At 61.3% G+C, this 15,074-nt stretch carries 12 protein-coding genes; 8 read left to right on the top strand and 4 right to left on the bottom strand.

All coding sequences use genetic code 11. From position 1 onward, the window contains the following. The first annotated feature begins 7 nt into the window (after nucleotides 1-7). From JTF07_RS09445 to JTF07_RS09430, 4 genes are all read left to right on the top strand, one after another. Nucleotides 8-1,051, top strand: coding sequence for an ABC transporter ATP-binding protein (locus tag JTF07_RS09445; RefSeq protein WP_252199665.1), 1,044 nt, complete (start codon nucleotides 8-10; stop codon nucleotides 1,049-1,051). Further along, nucleotides 1,048-1,767, top strand: coding sequence for an ABC transporter permease (locus JTF07_RS09440; RefSeq protein ID WP_204233987.1), 720 nt, complete (start codon nucleotides 1,048-1,050; stop codon nucleotides 1,765-1,767). The genes JTF07_RS09445 and JTF07_RS09440 overlap by 4 nt, the downstream gene beginning before the upstream one ends. Further along, entirely contained in the window at nucleotides 1,767-2,429 is a 663-nt protein-coding gene (locus JTF07_RS09435) for an ABC transporter permease (protein WP_204233986.1), read from the top strand. Before JTF07_RS09440 ends, JTF07_RS09435 begins: the two co-directional genes overlap by 1 nt. A 90-nt stretch (nucleotides 2,430-2,519) precedes the next feature. Continuing rightward, the gene (locus tag JTF07_RS09430; protein WP_353843922.1) at nucleotides 2,520-4,322 is read left to right on the top strand and encodes an ABC transporter family substrate-binding protein; all 1,803 of its coding nucleotides are present in this window, start codon (nucleotides 2,520-2,522) and stop codon (nucleotides 4,320-4,322) included. Between the two features lie 9 nt (nucleotides 4,323-4,331). On the opposite strand, the gene JTF07_RS09425 is transcribed toward JTF07_RS09430, so the two are convergent. Both JTF07_RS09425 and JTF07_RS09420 read right to left on the bottom strand, forming a co-directional pair. Beyond that, nucleotides 4,332-6,020 carry a DUF885 domain-containing protein gene (locus tag JTF07_RS09425; RefSeq protein ID WP_204233984.1) on the bottom strand — a complete coding sequence of 563 codons (1,689 nt, stop codon included), beginning with the start codon at nucleotides 6,018-6,020 and terminating at the stop codon, nucleotides 4,332-4,334. 155 nt (nucleotides 6,021-6,175) lie between these two features. Next, a complete protein-coding gene (locus JTF07_RS09420; RefSeq protein WP_252199663.1) occupies nucleotides 6,176-7,378 on the bottom strand; it encodes an ABC transporter permease in 1,203 nt (400 codons plus the stop codon). 89 nt (nucleotides 7,379-7,467) lie between these two features. Between JTF07_RS09420 and JTF07_RS09415 the strand changes: the two genes are divergently transcribed. From JTF07_RS09415 to JTF07_RS09405, 3 genes are all read left to right on the top strand, one after another. Next, nucleotides 7,468-8,070 carry a TetR/AcrR family transcriptional regulator gene (locus tag JTF07_RS09415; RefSeq protein ID WP_204233983.1) on the top strand — a complete coding sequence of 201 codons (603 nt, stop codon included), beginning with the start codon at nucleotides 7,468-7,470 and terminating at the stop codon, nucleotides 8,068-8,070. Nucleotides 8,071-8,202: 132 nt separating this feature from the next. Continuing rightward, nucleotides 8,203-9,573, top strand: a complete 1,371-nt coding sequence (locus tag JTF07_RS09410; RefSeq protein WP_252199661.1) for a metal-dependent hydrolase family protein — start codon at nucleotides 8,203-8,205, stop codon at nucleotides 9,571-9,573. A 73-nt stretch (nucleotides 9,574-9,646) separates the two neighbouring features. Then, the gene (locus JTF07_RS09405) at nucleotides 9,647-10,837 is read left to right on the top strand and encodes a M20 metallopeptidase family protein (protein WP_204233982.1); all 1,191 of its coding nucleotides are present in this window, start codon (nucleotides 9,647-9,649) and stop codon (nucleotides 10,835-10,837) included. A gap of 30 nt (nucleotides 10,838-10,867) precedes the next feature. Here the strand turns inward: JTF07_RS09405 and JTF07_RS09400 are convergent, their stop codons facing one another. Next, on the bottom strand, nucleotides 10,868-11,605 hold the full coding sequence (locus tag JTF07_RS09400; protein ID WP_204233981.1) for an MgtC/SapB family protein: 738 nt from the start codon (nucleotides 11,603-11,605) through the stop codon (nucleotides 10,868-10,870). A gap of 139 nt (nucleotides 11,606-11,744) precedes the next feature. Next, entirely contained in the window at nucleotides 11,745-14,201 is a 2,457-nt protein-coding gene (locus JTF07_RS09395; RefSeq protein WP_204233980.1) for an ABC transporter permease, read from the bottom strand. Between the two features lie 201 nt (nucleotides 14,202-14,402). Here JTF07_RS09395 and JTF07_RS09390 point away from each other — a divergent pair, with 201 nt between their 5' ends. Continuing rightward, entirely contained in the window at nucleotides 14,403-15,059 is a 657-nt protein-coding gene (locus tag JTF07_RS09390; RefSeq protein WP_204233979.1) for a TetR/AcrR family transcriptional regulator, read from the top strand. The last annotated feature ends 15 nt before the right edge of the window (nucleotides 15,060-15,074 follow it).

The raw sequence follows: 15,074 nt of genomic DNA, 5'->3' as shown, positions 1-15,074 counted from the left end.
GAACACGATGACACTTTCATCCACCGCCCCGAAGACGACGTCGACCATGAACTCGTCCATCGTCTTTGACCAGGTCACGAAGCTCTACCCCGGACAGGCCGCACCCGCTCTCGATTCGCTTGACATCGAGGTGAAGTCGGGTGAACTCGTCTGCCTAGTCGGTCCATCCGGTGGCGGTAAGACGACAGCTCTCCAGCTGGTCAATCGTCTTGTCGACCTCAGCAGCGGAGATATCCGCATCGGCGACCGAAGCATCATGGACATACCCGCCATCGAGCTGCGTCGAACGATCGGCTATGCAATCCAGCAGTCCGGTCTGTTTCCGCACTACACGGTGGCAGAGAACATCGCGATCGTGCCGACCATTCTCAAATGGGACAAGTCACGAATCACGCGCCGGACTGCCGAACTGCTCGAACTGGTCGGACTGACTCCGGTGGACAGCTGGTTGGGCAGGTATCCGTCCCAGCTCTCCGGCGGTCAGCAGCAACGAGTCGGAATCGCGCGCGCACTCGCGGCCGATCCTCCGGTCATGCTCATGGACGAACCCTTCGGAGCACTCGATCCGATCACCCGGATGGCGGTCCAGGACGAGTTCCTTGAAATTCATCGGGCTGTCGGGAAGACGACCCTCTTCGTCACGCACGACATCGACGAGGCCATCAAAATGGCAGATCGGATCGCGATCCTCAAGCCCGGGGGCAAGCTGGCCCAGTATGACACTCCCGCCGAGGTGCTCACTCACCCTGCAGATAAGTTCGTCGCGGAATTCCTCGGTGCAGAACGTGGCCTCAAGCGCCTCGCCCTGACCACCGTCGCCGAGGTACTCCTCGCCAAGGCTGATTCCGAGCTGCCGGTGGAGTCCGACCTGCCTAAGGTCGAGGCCGACGTGACATTGAGAGAAGCACTGTCCGTGGTTTCCGCCGCTGGGGCACACGGTGCACGCGTGATGGAGCGGGGGAGTCACCTCGGCGACGTCACCCTGCATGATCTGGTCGATCCGCCAGCCAACGCCGTTGATGCGAAGAGCGGGGAGGGTATCGGATCATGAGCGGCATCGCGCCTGCCGGCGATCCCGTCATCCCGGACTACGGACAGGCCTCCGAATGTGTGATCAACAACGGCCCGTTCTGCGGTGATTGGTTCGTCGACCAGTGGTCGACGGTCTTCTGGCCGCCACTGGTCGACCACATCTCCATGGTCATCATCGCCGTCGTGATCGGATTCGTCATCGCATTCGCCGCCGCGCTGATCGCCTACCGAAAGAAGTGGCTGGCCGGGCCCATCGGGATCGTCGCAACGTTCCTGTACACACTTCCTCCTCTGGCACTGTTTCAGCTGCTGGTTCCGTTCACCGGTCTGACGCTGCTGACCGTTGAGATCGCGTTGGTGTGTTTCACGCTGGTGATCATCTTTCAAGCAGTGCTCGCCGGTCTGGCGGCGGTCCCGGAAGATGTGAAGAGATCAGCGATCGGGATGGGTTTGAACCAGAGGCAGCTCATGGTCAAGGTTGAATTGCCGCTGGCCCTGCCCTCGATCATCTCGGGTCTGCGCATCGCTACGGTGCTGACAGTGAGTGTGACGACGATTGCGGCATTCGTCGTCGACAGCGGTCTGGGCTCGCCAATCCTCAAGGCCGTGTCGTCGCCGTTCAATACGCAGTTCATCGGGGCCGGAGCACTCGCGGTTCTCCTGGCCTTCGTCCTCGACGGTCTGCTGGTGGTTGTCGGCAGAGTCCTGACACCATGGACGAGAGCGAGGGTCTGATGAACGAAATATTCGGAGCATTTCCCTTCATCGCAGCCAACTTCGGGATGCTCATGGAGAAGACGAGCGAGCATCTGATCATCAGCCTCGTCCCATTGCTTGCGGCCATCGTCATCGGCGTGCCGGTCGGCATCTGGCTCGGTCACATCCACAAGGGCGAATTTCTGGCAGTGAGCATCACCAACATCGGTCGCGCACTTCCAAGCTTGGCCCTCATTGCGATTCTCATCGGCTTCGTGGGCATCGGAATGCTCAACGCAATGATCGCACTGTTCCTACTCGCGTTCCCGCCGATACTCAGTTACGCCTACCAAGCCGTGAATTCTGCGGATCGCGATCTGACGAGGGCTGCGAGAGGAATGGGAATGACGCCTCTGCAGGTGCTGAACAAGGTGGAACTTCCCCTTGGCCTGCCGATGATCATCAGCGGCATTCGCACTGCGGCTGTGCTGACAGTGAGCTCCGCTACGATCGCTACGATCGCCGGCAGCGGCGGACTGGGCGACGTTATTCTCAACCAAGTGGCATACGGGATCGAAGGCGTTCTCGCTGGAGCCGTGTGGGTTGCGATCTTGGCGATCCTCGTCGACCAGGTCTTCGCTCTGCTGCTGCGAGTGGCTGCGCCGACAGGGGTGAAACAGCTGCGGGCGACGACGGTGTGAAGCCGAGTCCGCAACAGGAGACAGAAATACGGAACGACTCAACCAGCTGAGCATCAACTGCTCGATCATTTTTCACACACAGGAGTGAACGTGAAGAAACGTTTGACCACTATTGCAGGAGTCGCCGCGATGGCGCTCGTCGTGACCGGATGTACGCCGCCGGGGGGCAGTTCGGATTCCTCCGGGGCAGGATCGGTTCTCAACGTCGGATGGAATGAAGCATTTCGTTCGATGAACGACATGACCAATGACGGCAATGCCGTCGCCAACACGATCATCGCCTACATGATGAACGACAACTTCAAATATTATGACGACCAGCTGGAACTGCACGACGGTGCCCTCGGCACCATCGAGAAGGTCTCCGAAGACCCGTTGAAGGTGAAATATTCGTTCAACGAGGACTCCAACTGGTCGGATGGAACTCCTGTCGATGCCGTCGACCTGGCGCTGACCTGGGCTGCCCGCTCAACCAATTTCAATACCGTCGATGAGAACAATGACGACGACGGAACGGTGAAGAAGAACGACGCCGACACCGTCTATTTCGACTCGACGAGTGTTGGCGCACCCCTGATCAAAGATTTTCCCGAGATCAGTGAGGATCGGAAATCCCTGACCTTCACCTACTCCCAGCCCTTTGCCGACTGGGAGACGGAATTCGGCCTCGGCGCCTATGGATCGGGCGTTCCCGCTCACATCGTCGCTAAGAACGCCTTGGGCGCCGAATCTCCCGAAGAAGGAAAGACAGCGATCATCGAGGCCATCAAGAACAACGATGTCGAAGCCCTATCGAAGATCTCGAATTTCTGGAACACAGGTTTCGATTTCACATCTATGCCGGACAACGAGGACCTTCTCGTCCACAGCGGACCGTACAAGATCACCGCTTTCGAAGAGGGGCAGTACCTCACCCTTGAACGCGATGAGGCATACACCGGTCCCGTTGATCCGAAGATGGACACCATCACGGTTCGCTACAACGGCGATCCCATGGCGATGGTCCAAGCCATTGAGAACGGCGAAGTCGACATCACTCAGCCTCAGTCGACGGCTGACGTCCTCAAAGCGGCTGAAGATATCGACGGTGTCAGCATCATTCCCGGTGAAGATGCCACATTCGAGCACGTCGACCTCACATTCGACAACAACGGACCCTTCGACCCTGCTTCGTATGGCGGCGACGAAGACAAAGCTCTGCAGGTCAGGCGGGCGTTCCTCAAAACCCTTCCGAGACAGGAGATCGTCGATCGTCTGATCAAGCCGCTCAACGAGGAGGCAGGGGTCCGTGACTCCTTCAACCAGGCACCAGATTCCCCGCTGTACAAGGAGATCGCGGAGGGCTCTGGTATCTCGGATTACGACTCCGTCGACGTCGAGGGCGCGAAGAAGCTGCTCGATGAGGCGGGGGTGAAGGAGCCGACTGTCCGTTTCCTCTATGACAATACGAACGCTCGCCGTGAACAGATCTTCCAGTTGGTCAAGGAATCGGCGGAGAAGGCCGGGTTCGCCGTCGAGGATTCCGGCGACGTCAACTGGGGTACGCGCCTCGGTGACGGAACCTACGATGCCTCCCTCTTCGGTTGGGCCCTGACGACCACCGGTGTCACGGAATCGGATTCGTACTACCGCAAGGGCGCGCAGAACAACTACAGCGGATATCACAACCCGACGACGGCGAAGAAGCTCGATCAGATGCTCGTGAGCATTGATCCTGAAGAACAGAAGACACTGGCCGCGGACATAGAGAAGCAACTCATCGACGATGGGTTCGGGCTGCCGCTCTTCCAGTTCCCTTCGTTGACGATCCACCAGGATTCAGTGAAGAACGCCTCGACGACCACTCTTGATCCGTCGATGTTCTGGAACTACTGGGAATGGGAAAAGGAGTAACCGATGACGTCAGCGGCGCATGGCCCTTGACAAGGTGTCCAGCCCGAGTGACCCAAGATTGAGTGCCTTCGAGTGGAAGCCCTTGAGATCGAAAGTCTCACCGGCTTCCGCTTCGGCATCGTGTCGAATCTGCTGCCACAGGCGATGCCCGATCTTATAGCTCGGGGCCTGCCCCGGCCAGCCCAGGTAACGGTCGAGTTCGAAGGCCAGGAATGTGCGATCCGTGGCGACATTGTCCTTGAGGAACTGCCATGCCTTGGCACGGTCCCAGGTCCCACCACCCAGATGTGTCGGTGCTTTGAGGCCGAGGTGGAATCCGATGTCGAGTGCTACTCGGGTGGTCCGCAAGCGTTGGGCATCCAGCATGCCGAGCCGATCGGCCGGATCGTTCAGGAACCCGAGTTCTTCCATCAGCTGTTCGGCGTAGAGAGCCCAACCTTCGCCGTGACCGGATACCCAGCAGACGTGGCGACGCCAGCGATTGAGTGAATCGGCAAGATAAGATGCCTGGCCCATCTGCAGATGATGTCCGGGGACTCCTTCATGATAGACGGTGGTCTTCTCCTGCCAGGTCGCGAATTCGGTGACGCCATGAGGCACAGACCACCACATTCGTCCGGGGCGGGAGAAATCCTCGCTGGGCTGTGAGTAGTAGACAGCGCCTGTGGCGGAGGGAGCAATCATGCATTCGATGGTCCGGAGCGGTGCGGGAATGTCGAAGTGCGTCTGCCCGAGTTTCTCAATGGCCTCATCGGCGACATCCTGCATCCAGGCTTGAAGCGCCTCGGTCCCGTGCAGAGCACGGTGCGGATCATTGTCGAGCATTGCCATGACGTCGAAGAGCTCGACCCCTGGGGCGATGGCCCTCGCGATCGCTTTCTGTTCGGAGTCGATTCGGTTGAGTTCATCGAGTGCCCAGCTGTATGTCTCTTCGAAGTCGACCTCAGCTCCCAGGTAGTTTCTGGAATGCAGTGCATAGGCGTCCCGACCGCATGCTTCGTTCTCGTGTGCCCGAGCCATGAGCTCTGCGAAGTAGTCGCTCAGTTCTGCAAACGAGTCCTTGGCCGCAGCGGCCGCGGCGGCAAGGTCGTTTCGCAGACCGGTCGAGAGGTTCGCAGCACCGTCGACGAGTGTGTCGAATCGACTGTTCTCCTTTGCCAAGGAGAGTGACTGCTCACGAACTCGTTCGATCTGCGCTCGGGCCGGAGTGCGGCCCATGTGCTGCTGCGCGTAGGTCAGAGATTCTTGATACCCAGATATTGACGCTGGCAGGCCGGCAAGCGTCGATGTGATCGTTTCCCAATCTCTCGTCGTCCGTGTCGGCACGAGATCGAAGATATCTCTCATCTGTTGGACTGGAGACTCGATCACGTTGAGGACGGTGTGACTGAGGCCGCTGTCGAAGAGGTCATCGGCGACGCTGAATCGTTCGCGCATTGCATCGATGGTCACACCATCGGTGTCATCAAGAATGGGAGAACCGTCCATCGCTGCAGTCGTTTCAAGGTCAGCGAGTCTGTTCAGGGCGCGGGCGCGGAGATCTTTCGCGGCTTCGAACCCGGCTGGGGAGTAGTCATCGAAACCTCTGTCGTTGTCAAGGCCAAGGAATAGGGAAATCGACGGATAGAGGTCTGAAAGTCCCTCGAAGTAATCTTCGGCAATTCCATCGACGGTTGATGGCTCTCTCACTGTGCTCATTGAGGCACGATATCGCAGGGGTGGAGCAGACGGCTGAAGGTTCCATCCAGTGGATACCACCTTCGGCGGATGCCGACGCGGAGCCGAACCCTGTGCCTTCTGGGGCCGGCTCCACGCCGTTGAGGAGGAGGAAGTCGTTGAGGTGGAGGAACAGGTCAGTTCACGGCAGTCCGCTGCTTCGAATGAGCCTTGAGGTGACCCACAAGGATGAGGACGATGCCCAAGGCGAACCAGCCGATGAGCGCCCACCATTGCATCGCCATGGGTGCATCCGGGAAGTAGGACAGGTTCCGCAGCAGGGTCCCCGAAGCGCCGGGAACGAAGAACTGGCCGATGTCTCCCCATGCCCCTGCAAGGAACTCCTTCGGCGCCTGGAGCGAGGCGATCGGGTTGCCGATGAACATCGTGAGCACCGCGCCGATCGCTATGCCCCCCGGACCTATCAGTGAGACGAAGCCGTTGATGAGTGCCGCCGTCGACGCGACTGCCATGCCGGCCGCCAGTGCGTTGAGCCCGAAGCTGCCCTGCAGAATGCCGAACCACGTCTGCAGGACGAGAGTGAGGGCAAGTCCGCCGATCGTGCCGTAGACGACGACCGCGACTGCACGCATTCGGCGAGAGCGCACGAGCATGCTGGTGAGCACGCCGCCGACGATGCCGCCGATGGTCAGGGGCAGACCCGCGATCGCAAGTCCGGCACCGGTGGAATCGTTGTCGTTGAGCGGCACGACATCCGTGACCGTGACCTCAGGGACTTCCATCGCCGAGGCGTCTGGGGCCTGTGCCTGGTCGCGTGGGTTTTGCTGTGGTGCACCAGGATCGGGCTGAGACCCGGCTGGTTGAGAGGCCGCTGCGAGTGTGTCCTGCATCTCCTTCATGCCGTCCTGCATGCCCGAGATCGCCTGCTTGTCGATCTTCTGCTGCATCTGAGCAGCAATCCCTCTCAGCTGCTGGGCAACAGGAGGGGAGGCGGCGGTCGAGGTGAGGATCTCAGGGTCGTCGCCAAGCAGAAGTGCCCCGTAGACCTCACGTTCACGGATGAGCTGCTGCGCCTCGGCACGGGAGTCGACTTTCTTCAGATCGAGCATCCCCTCGGGAGCATCAGCCGTGATCTGATCGATCTGCTCCTGATCGCCGACGGCCGCAATCGGAAGATCTCTGGGCTCAGACGTGACAGTCGGCCAGCTGAATGCGAGCAGGATGACTGTGACGATGGCCGCGGCGAAGATTGCGGCGAGCAATGCCTGTTTGAGGCTGGGCTTGTGCGTCCTCGCGCCGGTCGTGCTCGTGCCGGTCGTGCTCGTCCTGCCGCGACTATCGTCGGTGCCGCCCGAGCGGCTGAGGATTCTCGTCGCCATGCTTATCCAATCATTGAAAACGAATACTCGTTCTTTTTACTCCTTCGAGTACGATAGATCAAGAATGGTCATTCGTTTTTGGAGGTTTGGTGCCGAAGGTCACGGACGAGCACAGGGAAGCTATGCGCACGCGGATTCAGGATGCCGCGCTTGCGTGCTTCTTTCGCAAGGGCTTCGCCGGCGCGTCGATGGCAGACATCATCAAGGAGGCGAACCTGTCCGCCGGAGCCGTCTATGTCTACTACTCGTCCAAGGCGGAGCTCACGCTCGACGCCGGCAGGCGAATCATGGAAGAGCGTGTGGCTGAACTGCAGGACTTCGGAACGGCAGACGAGGTTCCACCTCCACACGAGGTCTTCCCGCAGCTTCTGGACACGATTCTCCATGGCACTCCATTCGCTCCGCTGCTGCTGCAGGTGTGGGGAGAGGCTTCGCATTCCCCGGATTTCGCCACAATCGCCGCTGAGATCTACCACGAACTCATCAGACGCTTCGAGGCCTATCTAAATGTGTACTTCCATCGGAGTGCAGGGCTTGCCGAAGGCGTCGCAGAAGCCAAAGCACATCGGATCGCGCCGGCCGTCCTTGCGATCATGCAGGGCGCCATCGTCCAGACCGCGATCTTCGATGATGCTTCGCATGCGCGGGTCACGGATGCCGTCGAAGCGATGTTCGCTCAGCTCGTGGACTGAGGTGGCGCTGGCAGAGTTCGCGGACTGAGGTTCTGTCGGGACTGGAGTGCCTGCCCCTCGCCGCAGCAGACTGCCCGCTCTTCCTGGTCATGATGCGATCACTGTGCACTACTGTGAGAGGAATGTTCGACAATGGCATCTGCAGCGCACGATCTTCCGTTGAAAGGATCACCACCACTGATGTCGACCGCCTACCTGCCCACCACGATCAACGATTCCGAGCACACTGTTCTTCGCGGAGCCACCCTCATCGATGGCAACGGCGGTGACCCTCTCGCCAGTGCCGAGATCGAGATCAAGGACGGACGCATCGTCTACGCAGGGCCCGAGCGCACCGAAGGCGCCAGCTCGGCGGGGGAGTGGTACGACACTGGGGGCAGAGCCTCGCGTGTCATCGACCTGCAGGGCAAGACGATCATGCCCGGCTTCATCGACTCCCACGTGCACCTCGGACTCTCGATCGAGAATCAGGCGGCGAACCTCGCCCGCTTCGCCTCGGAGAGGATCGTGCGCAGCGCTGTCAACGCCCGGGCCACCCTCATGGCCGGAGTCACCACTGTTCGCGACCTCGGCGGAACCGACCGCGGCGTGCGCGACAGCATCCAGCAGGGGCTGATCCTCGGGCCCCGGATGCACCTGGCCATCACACCGCTGTCACCGACCGGCGGACACACCGATTTCACGATGCCCAACGGTTTGTCCACCATGCCGGCCATGCCCGTCGACCCGATCATCGACACCGATGACGACGTCCGCCGGACCATTCGCACCCTCGTGCGCTCGGGTGCGGACGTGATCAAGGTCTGCACCACCGGCGGCGTCTCGAGCCCATCGGACACTCCCGATGACATCGGCGTTCCCGAAGAGCATGTGCGACTCATCGTCGCAGAGACGGCCAAACGAGCAGGCCAGCCCGTCGCGGCCCACGCCCAAGGAGCCGAAGGCATCAAGGCAGCCATCCGCGGCGGTGTCCGCTCCGTCGAACACGGATACGGAATCGACGACGAAGGCATCGAGCTCATGCTCGAACACGGAACGTTCCTCGTCCCGACGCTCAGCAGCGCACTGCGGATCCCTGACCCGAAGAACGTGCCCGACTACCTCTACGAGAAGAAGGTCAGATGGTCCGCGATCGCGCGCGAACGCGTGGCCGTGGCGATGGCCGCCGGTGTGAAGGTTGCGCTGGGAACCGACGCCGGCGTGTGCCCACACGGACTCAATCTGCGCGAGGAGATGCATGCCGTCGAGCTCGGCCTGACACCGATGCAGGCGATCGTGGCGGGGACGAAGAACGCGGCGGAACTGATGCGCCTGTCTGATGACGTGGGCACGCTCGAGGAAGGCAAGCTGGCTGACCTCGTCATCGTCGACTTCGACCCGTTGGCCGATATCACCCAGTTGGCCGACCCGGCGAAAGTCACAGTCGTCATGCAGGGCGGGGTGCTGATGAAGGACTCCGCGAGTTGGTTCCCAAGCGCCCCCGTCCGTTCGCTGCTCGGGTGAGGATGCGTCGACCGCCGAAACAGTCCGAACTCCATCCACCCGCCGCTTCATCCACGATCAGAGAGGAACCACTATGACCCACGATTTCGCTGCCGAGGCACAGTCTCTGGCGACCGAACTCATAGACCTTCGCCGTGACCTGCACCGCAACCCCGAGCTGGGTCTCGAGCTTCCGGTGACTCAGCGCATGATTCTCGATGCCCTCGAGGGACTGCCCTTGGAGATCACAACCGGCAAGGGGCTGAGCTCCATCGTTGCTGTCCTCCGAGGCGGCAGGCCCGGTCCGACAGTACTCCTGCGCGGTGATATGGATGCCCTGCCCGTTGCGGAGGAGAACGATCTGGACTTCGCCTCGACCAACGGCAATATGCACGCATGCGGCCATGATCTGCACGTGGCAGGTCTGGTCGGGGCCGCGAAGCTGCTCAGTGCACACCAGGAGGAACTCGCCGGTACCGTGGCCTTCATGTTCCAACCCGGTGAAGAGGGCCCGGGTGGTGCCGAAGACATGATCGATGAGGGCATGTTCGACACCATCGGTGCAGTCCCCGATGCTGCGTACGCCATCCATGTCGCTCCCGGGGCCCACGGAATCTTCACCACGAGACCCGGCACCCTGATGGCCGGAGCGAACACCCTCCACGTCACCTTCCACGGACGCGGCGGCCACAGCTCACAGCCGCATGCCAGCGTCGACCCCGTCCGACCCACTCTCGAATTCGGCCAGGCACTCTACTCGATGGTCACCAGCACATTCAGCGTCTTCGATCCGGTGGTCGCCGAAGTCACGCAGCTGCAGGCCGGCGAGGCCGTCAACGTCATCCCACCCTCGGCGAAGATCGGCGCTTCCGTGCGGACATTGTCAGCAGCTTCAACGAAGAAGTTCGCCGAGGTGGCCCCACGTCTGGCCGAGTCGATCGCCGCCGCTCACGGGTGCACCGCCGAGGTGGTGTGGGCCGAACAGTACCCCGTCACGGTCAACGACGACGGCGAGGCCGCGTTCGTCGCAGACACGATCACCGAGGTTTTCGGTGAGGACCGGTACGTCGAGGCGCCGACCCCGCTCATGGGGTCCGAGGACTTCTCCTACGTGCTCAACGAAGTTCCGGGCGCGTTTCTGTTCTTCCTGGTGTCTCCGCAGGATATCGACCCCGAGACTGCAGCGTGGAACCATTCGCCACAGGTGCTCTTCGATGATGCCCATCTGCCGGATCAGGCCGCAGCCCTCGCCACCCTGGCCTGGAAGCGCTCGCTTCGGGACTGAAGGCATGTGTGGTGCGCGGAGAGCGGTGAATCACACGGAGTCACCGTCGTCGTCGACCGAGTGGACCTGGTCCTCGCGCATGCTCACCTTGTTCACGCCGGAGAGGTCCAGCAGTGCAGGGATGAGCATGTGCAGGGGCGGTCTCCCCTCGAACTTCACGTCGATCTGGACCATCCGCACGCCGTTCTCGGTCTCGAAGCGTTTGGAATCGAGGATGGTGTTGGAGTAACCCATGTCGCCTGCCACGGCGAGGATGTCACGGAGGATTCCCGAGCCGTCCTCATAGGCGATGCGGAGCAGCTTTCGGTGGTCGCTGTCGGGGATCCGACGGATGAGGGGCGCGACGACGAACAGCGTGAGCAGGTGCAGTGCGGTGAGCATGATGGCCAGTGACAGCATCCCTGCTCCGCAGGCCATGCCCACGGCCGCCGTCACCCAAACGGTGGCGGCAGTCGTGAGTCCACGCACCATGTTTCGGCCCTTGAAGATCACTCCTGCGCCCAGAAAGCCCACACCCGAGACGATCTGTGCGGCGATCCGCGAGGGATCCAGACGAGCATCGTCCCCGAGTACACCGGCGAACCCGTAGGCGGAGACCAGTGTGAATGCACATGTGCCGATCCCCACAAGAACGTGCGTGCGATAGCCCGCGCTCTTCTGCCGGAACTGTCGTTCGAAGCCGATCAGCGAGCACAGGACGAAGCTGGCCAGGAGCAGCTCGGCCTCGATGAGGCCAGTCGGACCGAAGAAATCGATATGTGAACCCATAGTTATCCGACTGTAGACCCAAAGCGTTCCACGCTGTAGATCACGTCACATCAGAGACTCATCTGACCAGCAGGTGCACTCCTCCGCAGGAAGAGCCTGACTTCAGGCAGTCGCAGCCGCATCAGTTGCGGCCAGCTGATCACACGGTGGAGGGGATCCGCCCCTGCTGATCCGCGGATTCGGGATCCGTGGGGCATCGACTGTCATCATAAGGATACTCAACCCCCACCTCGGCGGATCGATGTTTCAGCCCGTCGCCTGCAGTGGGCGCGGCCGTGTAGGCCCTCTGGTCCGTCGATTCTGCTTGGCTGGCAGACTCGAACCGCTCGTCGTCGACGATCGTCGAACGCACGGTCGCAGCAGAGCGTGAGCCTTCGAGGGCCTTCGCCTGTTTCCGGGACTGCCTGTTCCGCTCCCTCTCCTGCTCAAGGTGGAGATTGCCGAAGTCGTGTTCTGTGCGCGGCGGTTTGATGCTGTCGATGAGGAACACCAGTGCCAAGGACACGAGACCCCAGAGCCCGAGGACCTGCATATGCTCGGTGACGACATCGCTGTCGAAGTAGATGATCGAACGGATGGTCTCCACCGCTGCCGCCATCGGCAGGAAGTCGTGCAGTGTGGTGAAGAACGACGGGATCATGTACTCGGAGATCGCCCCGTTGGATGCCGGCATCCCGGCGAACATCAGAGTGCCGATGACCGGAATGATCGCGAGCATGCCGATGAGTCGCTCGAAGACCATGGCGAACATGGCGATGCAGAAGATCGCGATGATTCCGGCTCCCCACAGCGCAGCGAAATGACCGTCGACGGCTCCGGTCAGCGGGCCGGCGATGAGGGTGACGACCAGTGACATGAATGGTGCGTACGCAGCCGTCAGAGGGATCATCCGCTTCAGCGGTCGGCTCCACGGGTTCGCGTTCGCACCGACGATGACCACCATGAATCCGGCGAGAACCCAGCCCATGGCCACGTACATGACGACTACGCCGTTCTTGTCCCGGTCCGGCAGCGCATTGACGTTGTCGACGTTGAGCTCCATGTCCTGCTGGGAGGCGACCCGATCGAAAATCCGGTTGACGACCTGGTAGGCGCTGTTGTTTCCGGCCTCGTTCGCAATGAGACCGAACTCGGCATTCTTCTGAGTCGGCAGTACGAGTGCTGCGATTTCCTCCCGATCCTCGACCTGGGCACGTGCCTCTTCTTTGTCCGTCGTGGCAGTGAAGTCGAACATGTCCTTGCCCATTGACTTCTCGAGATCGGCGATCGTGTCCTTCGCCTGCTCGGTCGAGGAGCCGACCACGGTCACGGGCATGTCCTTGGGCGTGGGGGAGCCCATTGCACCGAGCATGAAGGTGAGCATCATCGTGACCATTGCCAAGGGGAAGACGATGAGTGAGATGTAGCGCCAGACCTTCGAATCCGGGCGCCGGCCGCCGTGCAGCGACGGGATGTTGACGTCGAGCGGTTTCGGATCGGGATTGCGCCGGTGGGAGATGAAGTCGTAGGCCTTCGTCAGCAGCAGGCCGACGACGGCGCCGATGGCCAGCACGAGGAGGTGCTCGGTGACGCCCGCTCCATCGAAGTACAGCACGGAGCGCAGCGCTTCACCGATCGCGGGCATCGGCAGAATTTCGTGTGTGAAGCGGTAGAAGGCCGGCATCGTGTACACGGGGTAGGACAGGTTCGACGACGGCATGCCGAGGACCATGAGGAAGAAGATGCCGACGACCACTCCCAAGGCACCGACGATTCGGGTGATGAACAGCTGCACGCAGGAGATCGCGAACACACCCAGCCAGGCGACGCCGAGAACTGCGACCGTGTCCTTGATATCGACGATGTCGAGGATCGGGCAGGCGACCGTCCAGACCAGCCCGGCGATCACCGCGGCCCATGCTCCGAGGATGGGGACGATGCGTGTGAACTTCAGCAGCTCGGGGGAGTTCGAGCGCAGCACGCTGAAGGGAAGATATCCGGCCATGACGATGGCTGTCATGAGGAACATCGCTCCGAGCCCGGAAGGATCGTCGTCCGGCAGGGATGCAATGTCCTCGGTGTCGACGTCGAGTCCCTCATCCTGCAGGGCGGGCATGACGAGGCCGGTGACCGTCGTCTGCTGTTGGACTCCTGCACCACCTGCGGTGTAGAGCGTGGCTTTGTCGCCCTTGATGACGACTGCCGCCGAGGCTTCGCGATCGTAGACCATCTCACGCGCGGTGTGAGCGTCATCGACGGTGTCGACGTCGAGGGCATCCGGTTCGGAACCATCGAGCGCAAACTTCATGTCCGCGGCCTTCGAGTCCGAACCGGCTACGACGACGGGCATGTCATTGGCTGAGGGGGAGTGCATGGTGCCGAGGTAGCCCGTGATCATCATGCCGACCAGGATGAGCGGCATGATGAAGATCGCTGCCGTCCGGCCGATCAGTTCTGCCTTGGCCCGCTTCGCGGCTGCAGCCTCTGCCTCTGCGGTGTGCTGCTCGTCCGCCGACTCCGGAGCCCGGTCCTGGTCATAGGAGTCGTCTTGCCTGCTGTCGTGTGAGTCATGCCCACGGGCCTCGCGGCGGGTAGGCGGCGGTGGTGGTGTGCCCACTGTCGTCCTCCTGATGGATCGGAAGTCGAGTGATCACCATTGACCACCTTGAACTCGACCACTTTAAGACACGTGACTTATTATTGTGAAATCGACATGGATTTGCCAAAGTGCCGCGATGCTCGCCGAGGTGATCAGGTCGCTGATGTCGCGACAGGGAGTGCGCGTCTTGAGCGGCTTGGGAATGGAAGAATAGGGGCTATGGGAATCCAGAGTGACAGAGCGCGGGTGGTGCTGCTCAACTCCGCCGAGGAGCTCTTCGCCATCCACGGCATCGATGCTGTGTCGAATCGCCGCATCGTCGACTTTGCAGGGGCGGCGAATCATTCCGCGATCTCATACCACTTCGGGGGTCGAGACGGTCTGCTTCGTGCGCTCGTCGAGCGTCACGTCGCCGAGATGTCCCTCCGCAGGGACGCCTACGTCGCAGTCCTGGGCGAGACCCCGAGCATTCATGATTTCGTCCGCAGCAGAATGGGCCCGCTGTTCGATGTTCTCGCCGACCTGCCGCGGCCCAGCTGGCGTGCACAGTTTCTCGCGCAGGTGGTGATCGTGCCCTCGGCTGTCGAGATCATGAAGTCCGTGATGGCTGAGTCCTCCCTGCCTGAGGGGCTGAGATTCATCCACGGAGAAGTGGAAGGCATTCCGGAAGCGGTCCTGCGTGGCAGAGCCTATCTGCTGGCCCATATGGTCACCAGCGCGTGTTCGGACCAGGAAGTGAAGATGAATGAGGGAACTCACAAAGGCGACTGGGAGCAGGTGGGGCGGTTTCTCATCGATGCCGCTGCAGGCATGCTCGCAGGTCCCGTGACATCACCGAACGGTGCGATCCGCTATCCGTCGATGCCGCTTCTCTGACGGGTGGCTCTGCGG

The organism is Brevibacterium sp. RIT 803 (genome assembly GCF_016892625.1).
Lineage (GTDB): Bacteria > Actinomycetota > Actinomycetes > Actinomycetales > Brevibacteriaceae > Brevibacterium.
This window is presented reverse-complemented; position numbering and strand designations above follow the sequence as displayed.

What these genes read in the sequence shown, in the direction of transcription:
- JTF07_RS09425 (WP_204233984.1), bottom strand. Translation starts at nt 6,020, where the DNA reads ATGAGCACAGTGAGAGAGCCATCAACCGTCGATGGAATTGCCGAAGAT.
- JTF07_RS09440 (WP_204233987.1), top strand. Translation starts at nt 1,048, where the DNA reads ATGAGCGGCATCGCGCCTGCCGGCGATCCCGTCATCCCGGACTACGGA.
- JTF07_RS09445 (WP_252199665.1), top strand. Translation starts at nt 8, where the DNA reads ATGACACTTTCATCCACCGCCCCGAAGACGACGTCGACCATGAACTCG.
- JTF07_RS09390 (WP_204233979.1), top strand. Translation starts at nt 14,403, where the DNA reads ATGGGAATCCAGAGTGACAGAGCGCGGGTGGTGCTGCTCAACTCCGCC.
- JTF07_RS09400 (WP_204233981.1), bottom strand. Translation starts at nt 11,605, where the DNA reads ATGGGTTCACATATCGATTTCTTCGGTCCGACTGGCCTCATCGAGGCC.
- JTF07_RS09435 (WP_204233986.1), top strand. Translation starts at nt 1,767, where the DNA reads ATGAACGAAATATTCGGAGCATTTCCCTTCATCGCAGCCAACTTCGGG.
- JTF07_RS09420 (WP_252199663.1), bottom strand. Translation starts at nt 7,378, where the DNA reads ATGGCGACGAGAATCCTCAGCCGCTCGGGCGGCACCGACGATAGTCGC.
- JTF07_RS09410 (WP_252199661.1), top strand. Translation starts at nt 8,203, where the DNA reads ATGGCATCTGCAGCGCACGATCTTCCGTTGAAAGGATCACCACCACTG.
- JTF07_RS09405 (WP_204233982.1), top strand. Translation starts at nt 9,647, where the DNA reads ATGACCCACGATTTCGCTGCCGAGGCACAGTCTCTGGCGACCGAACTC.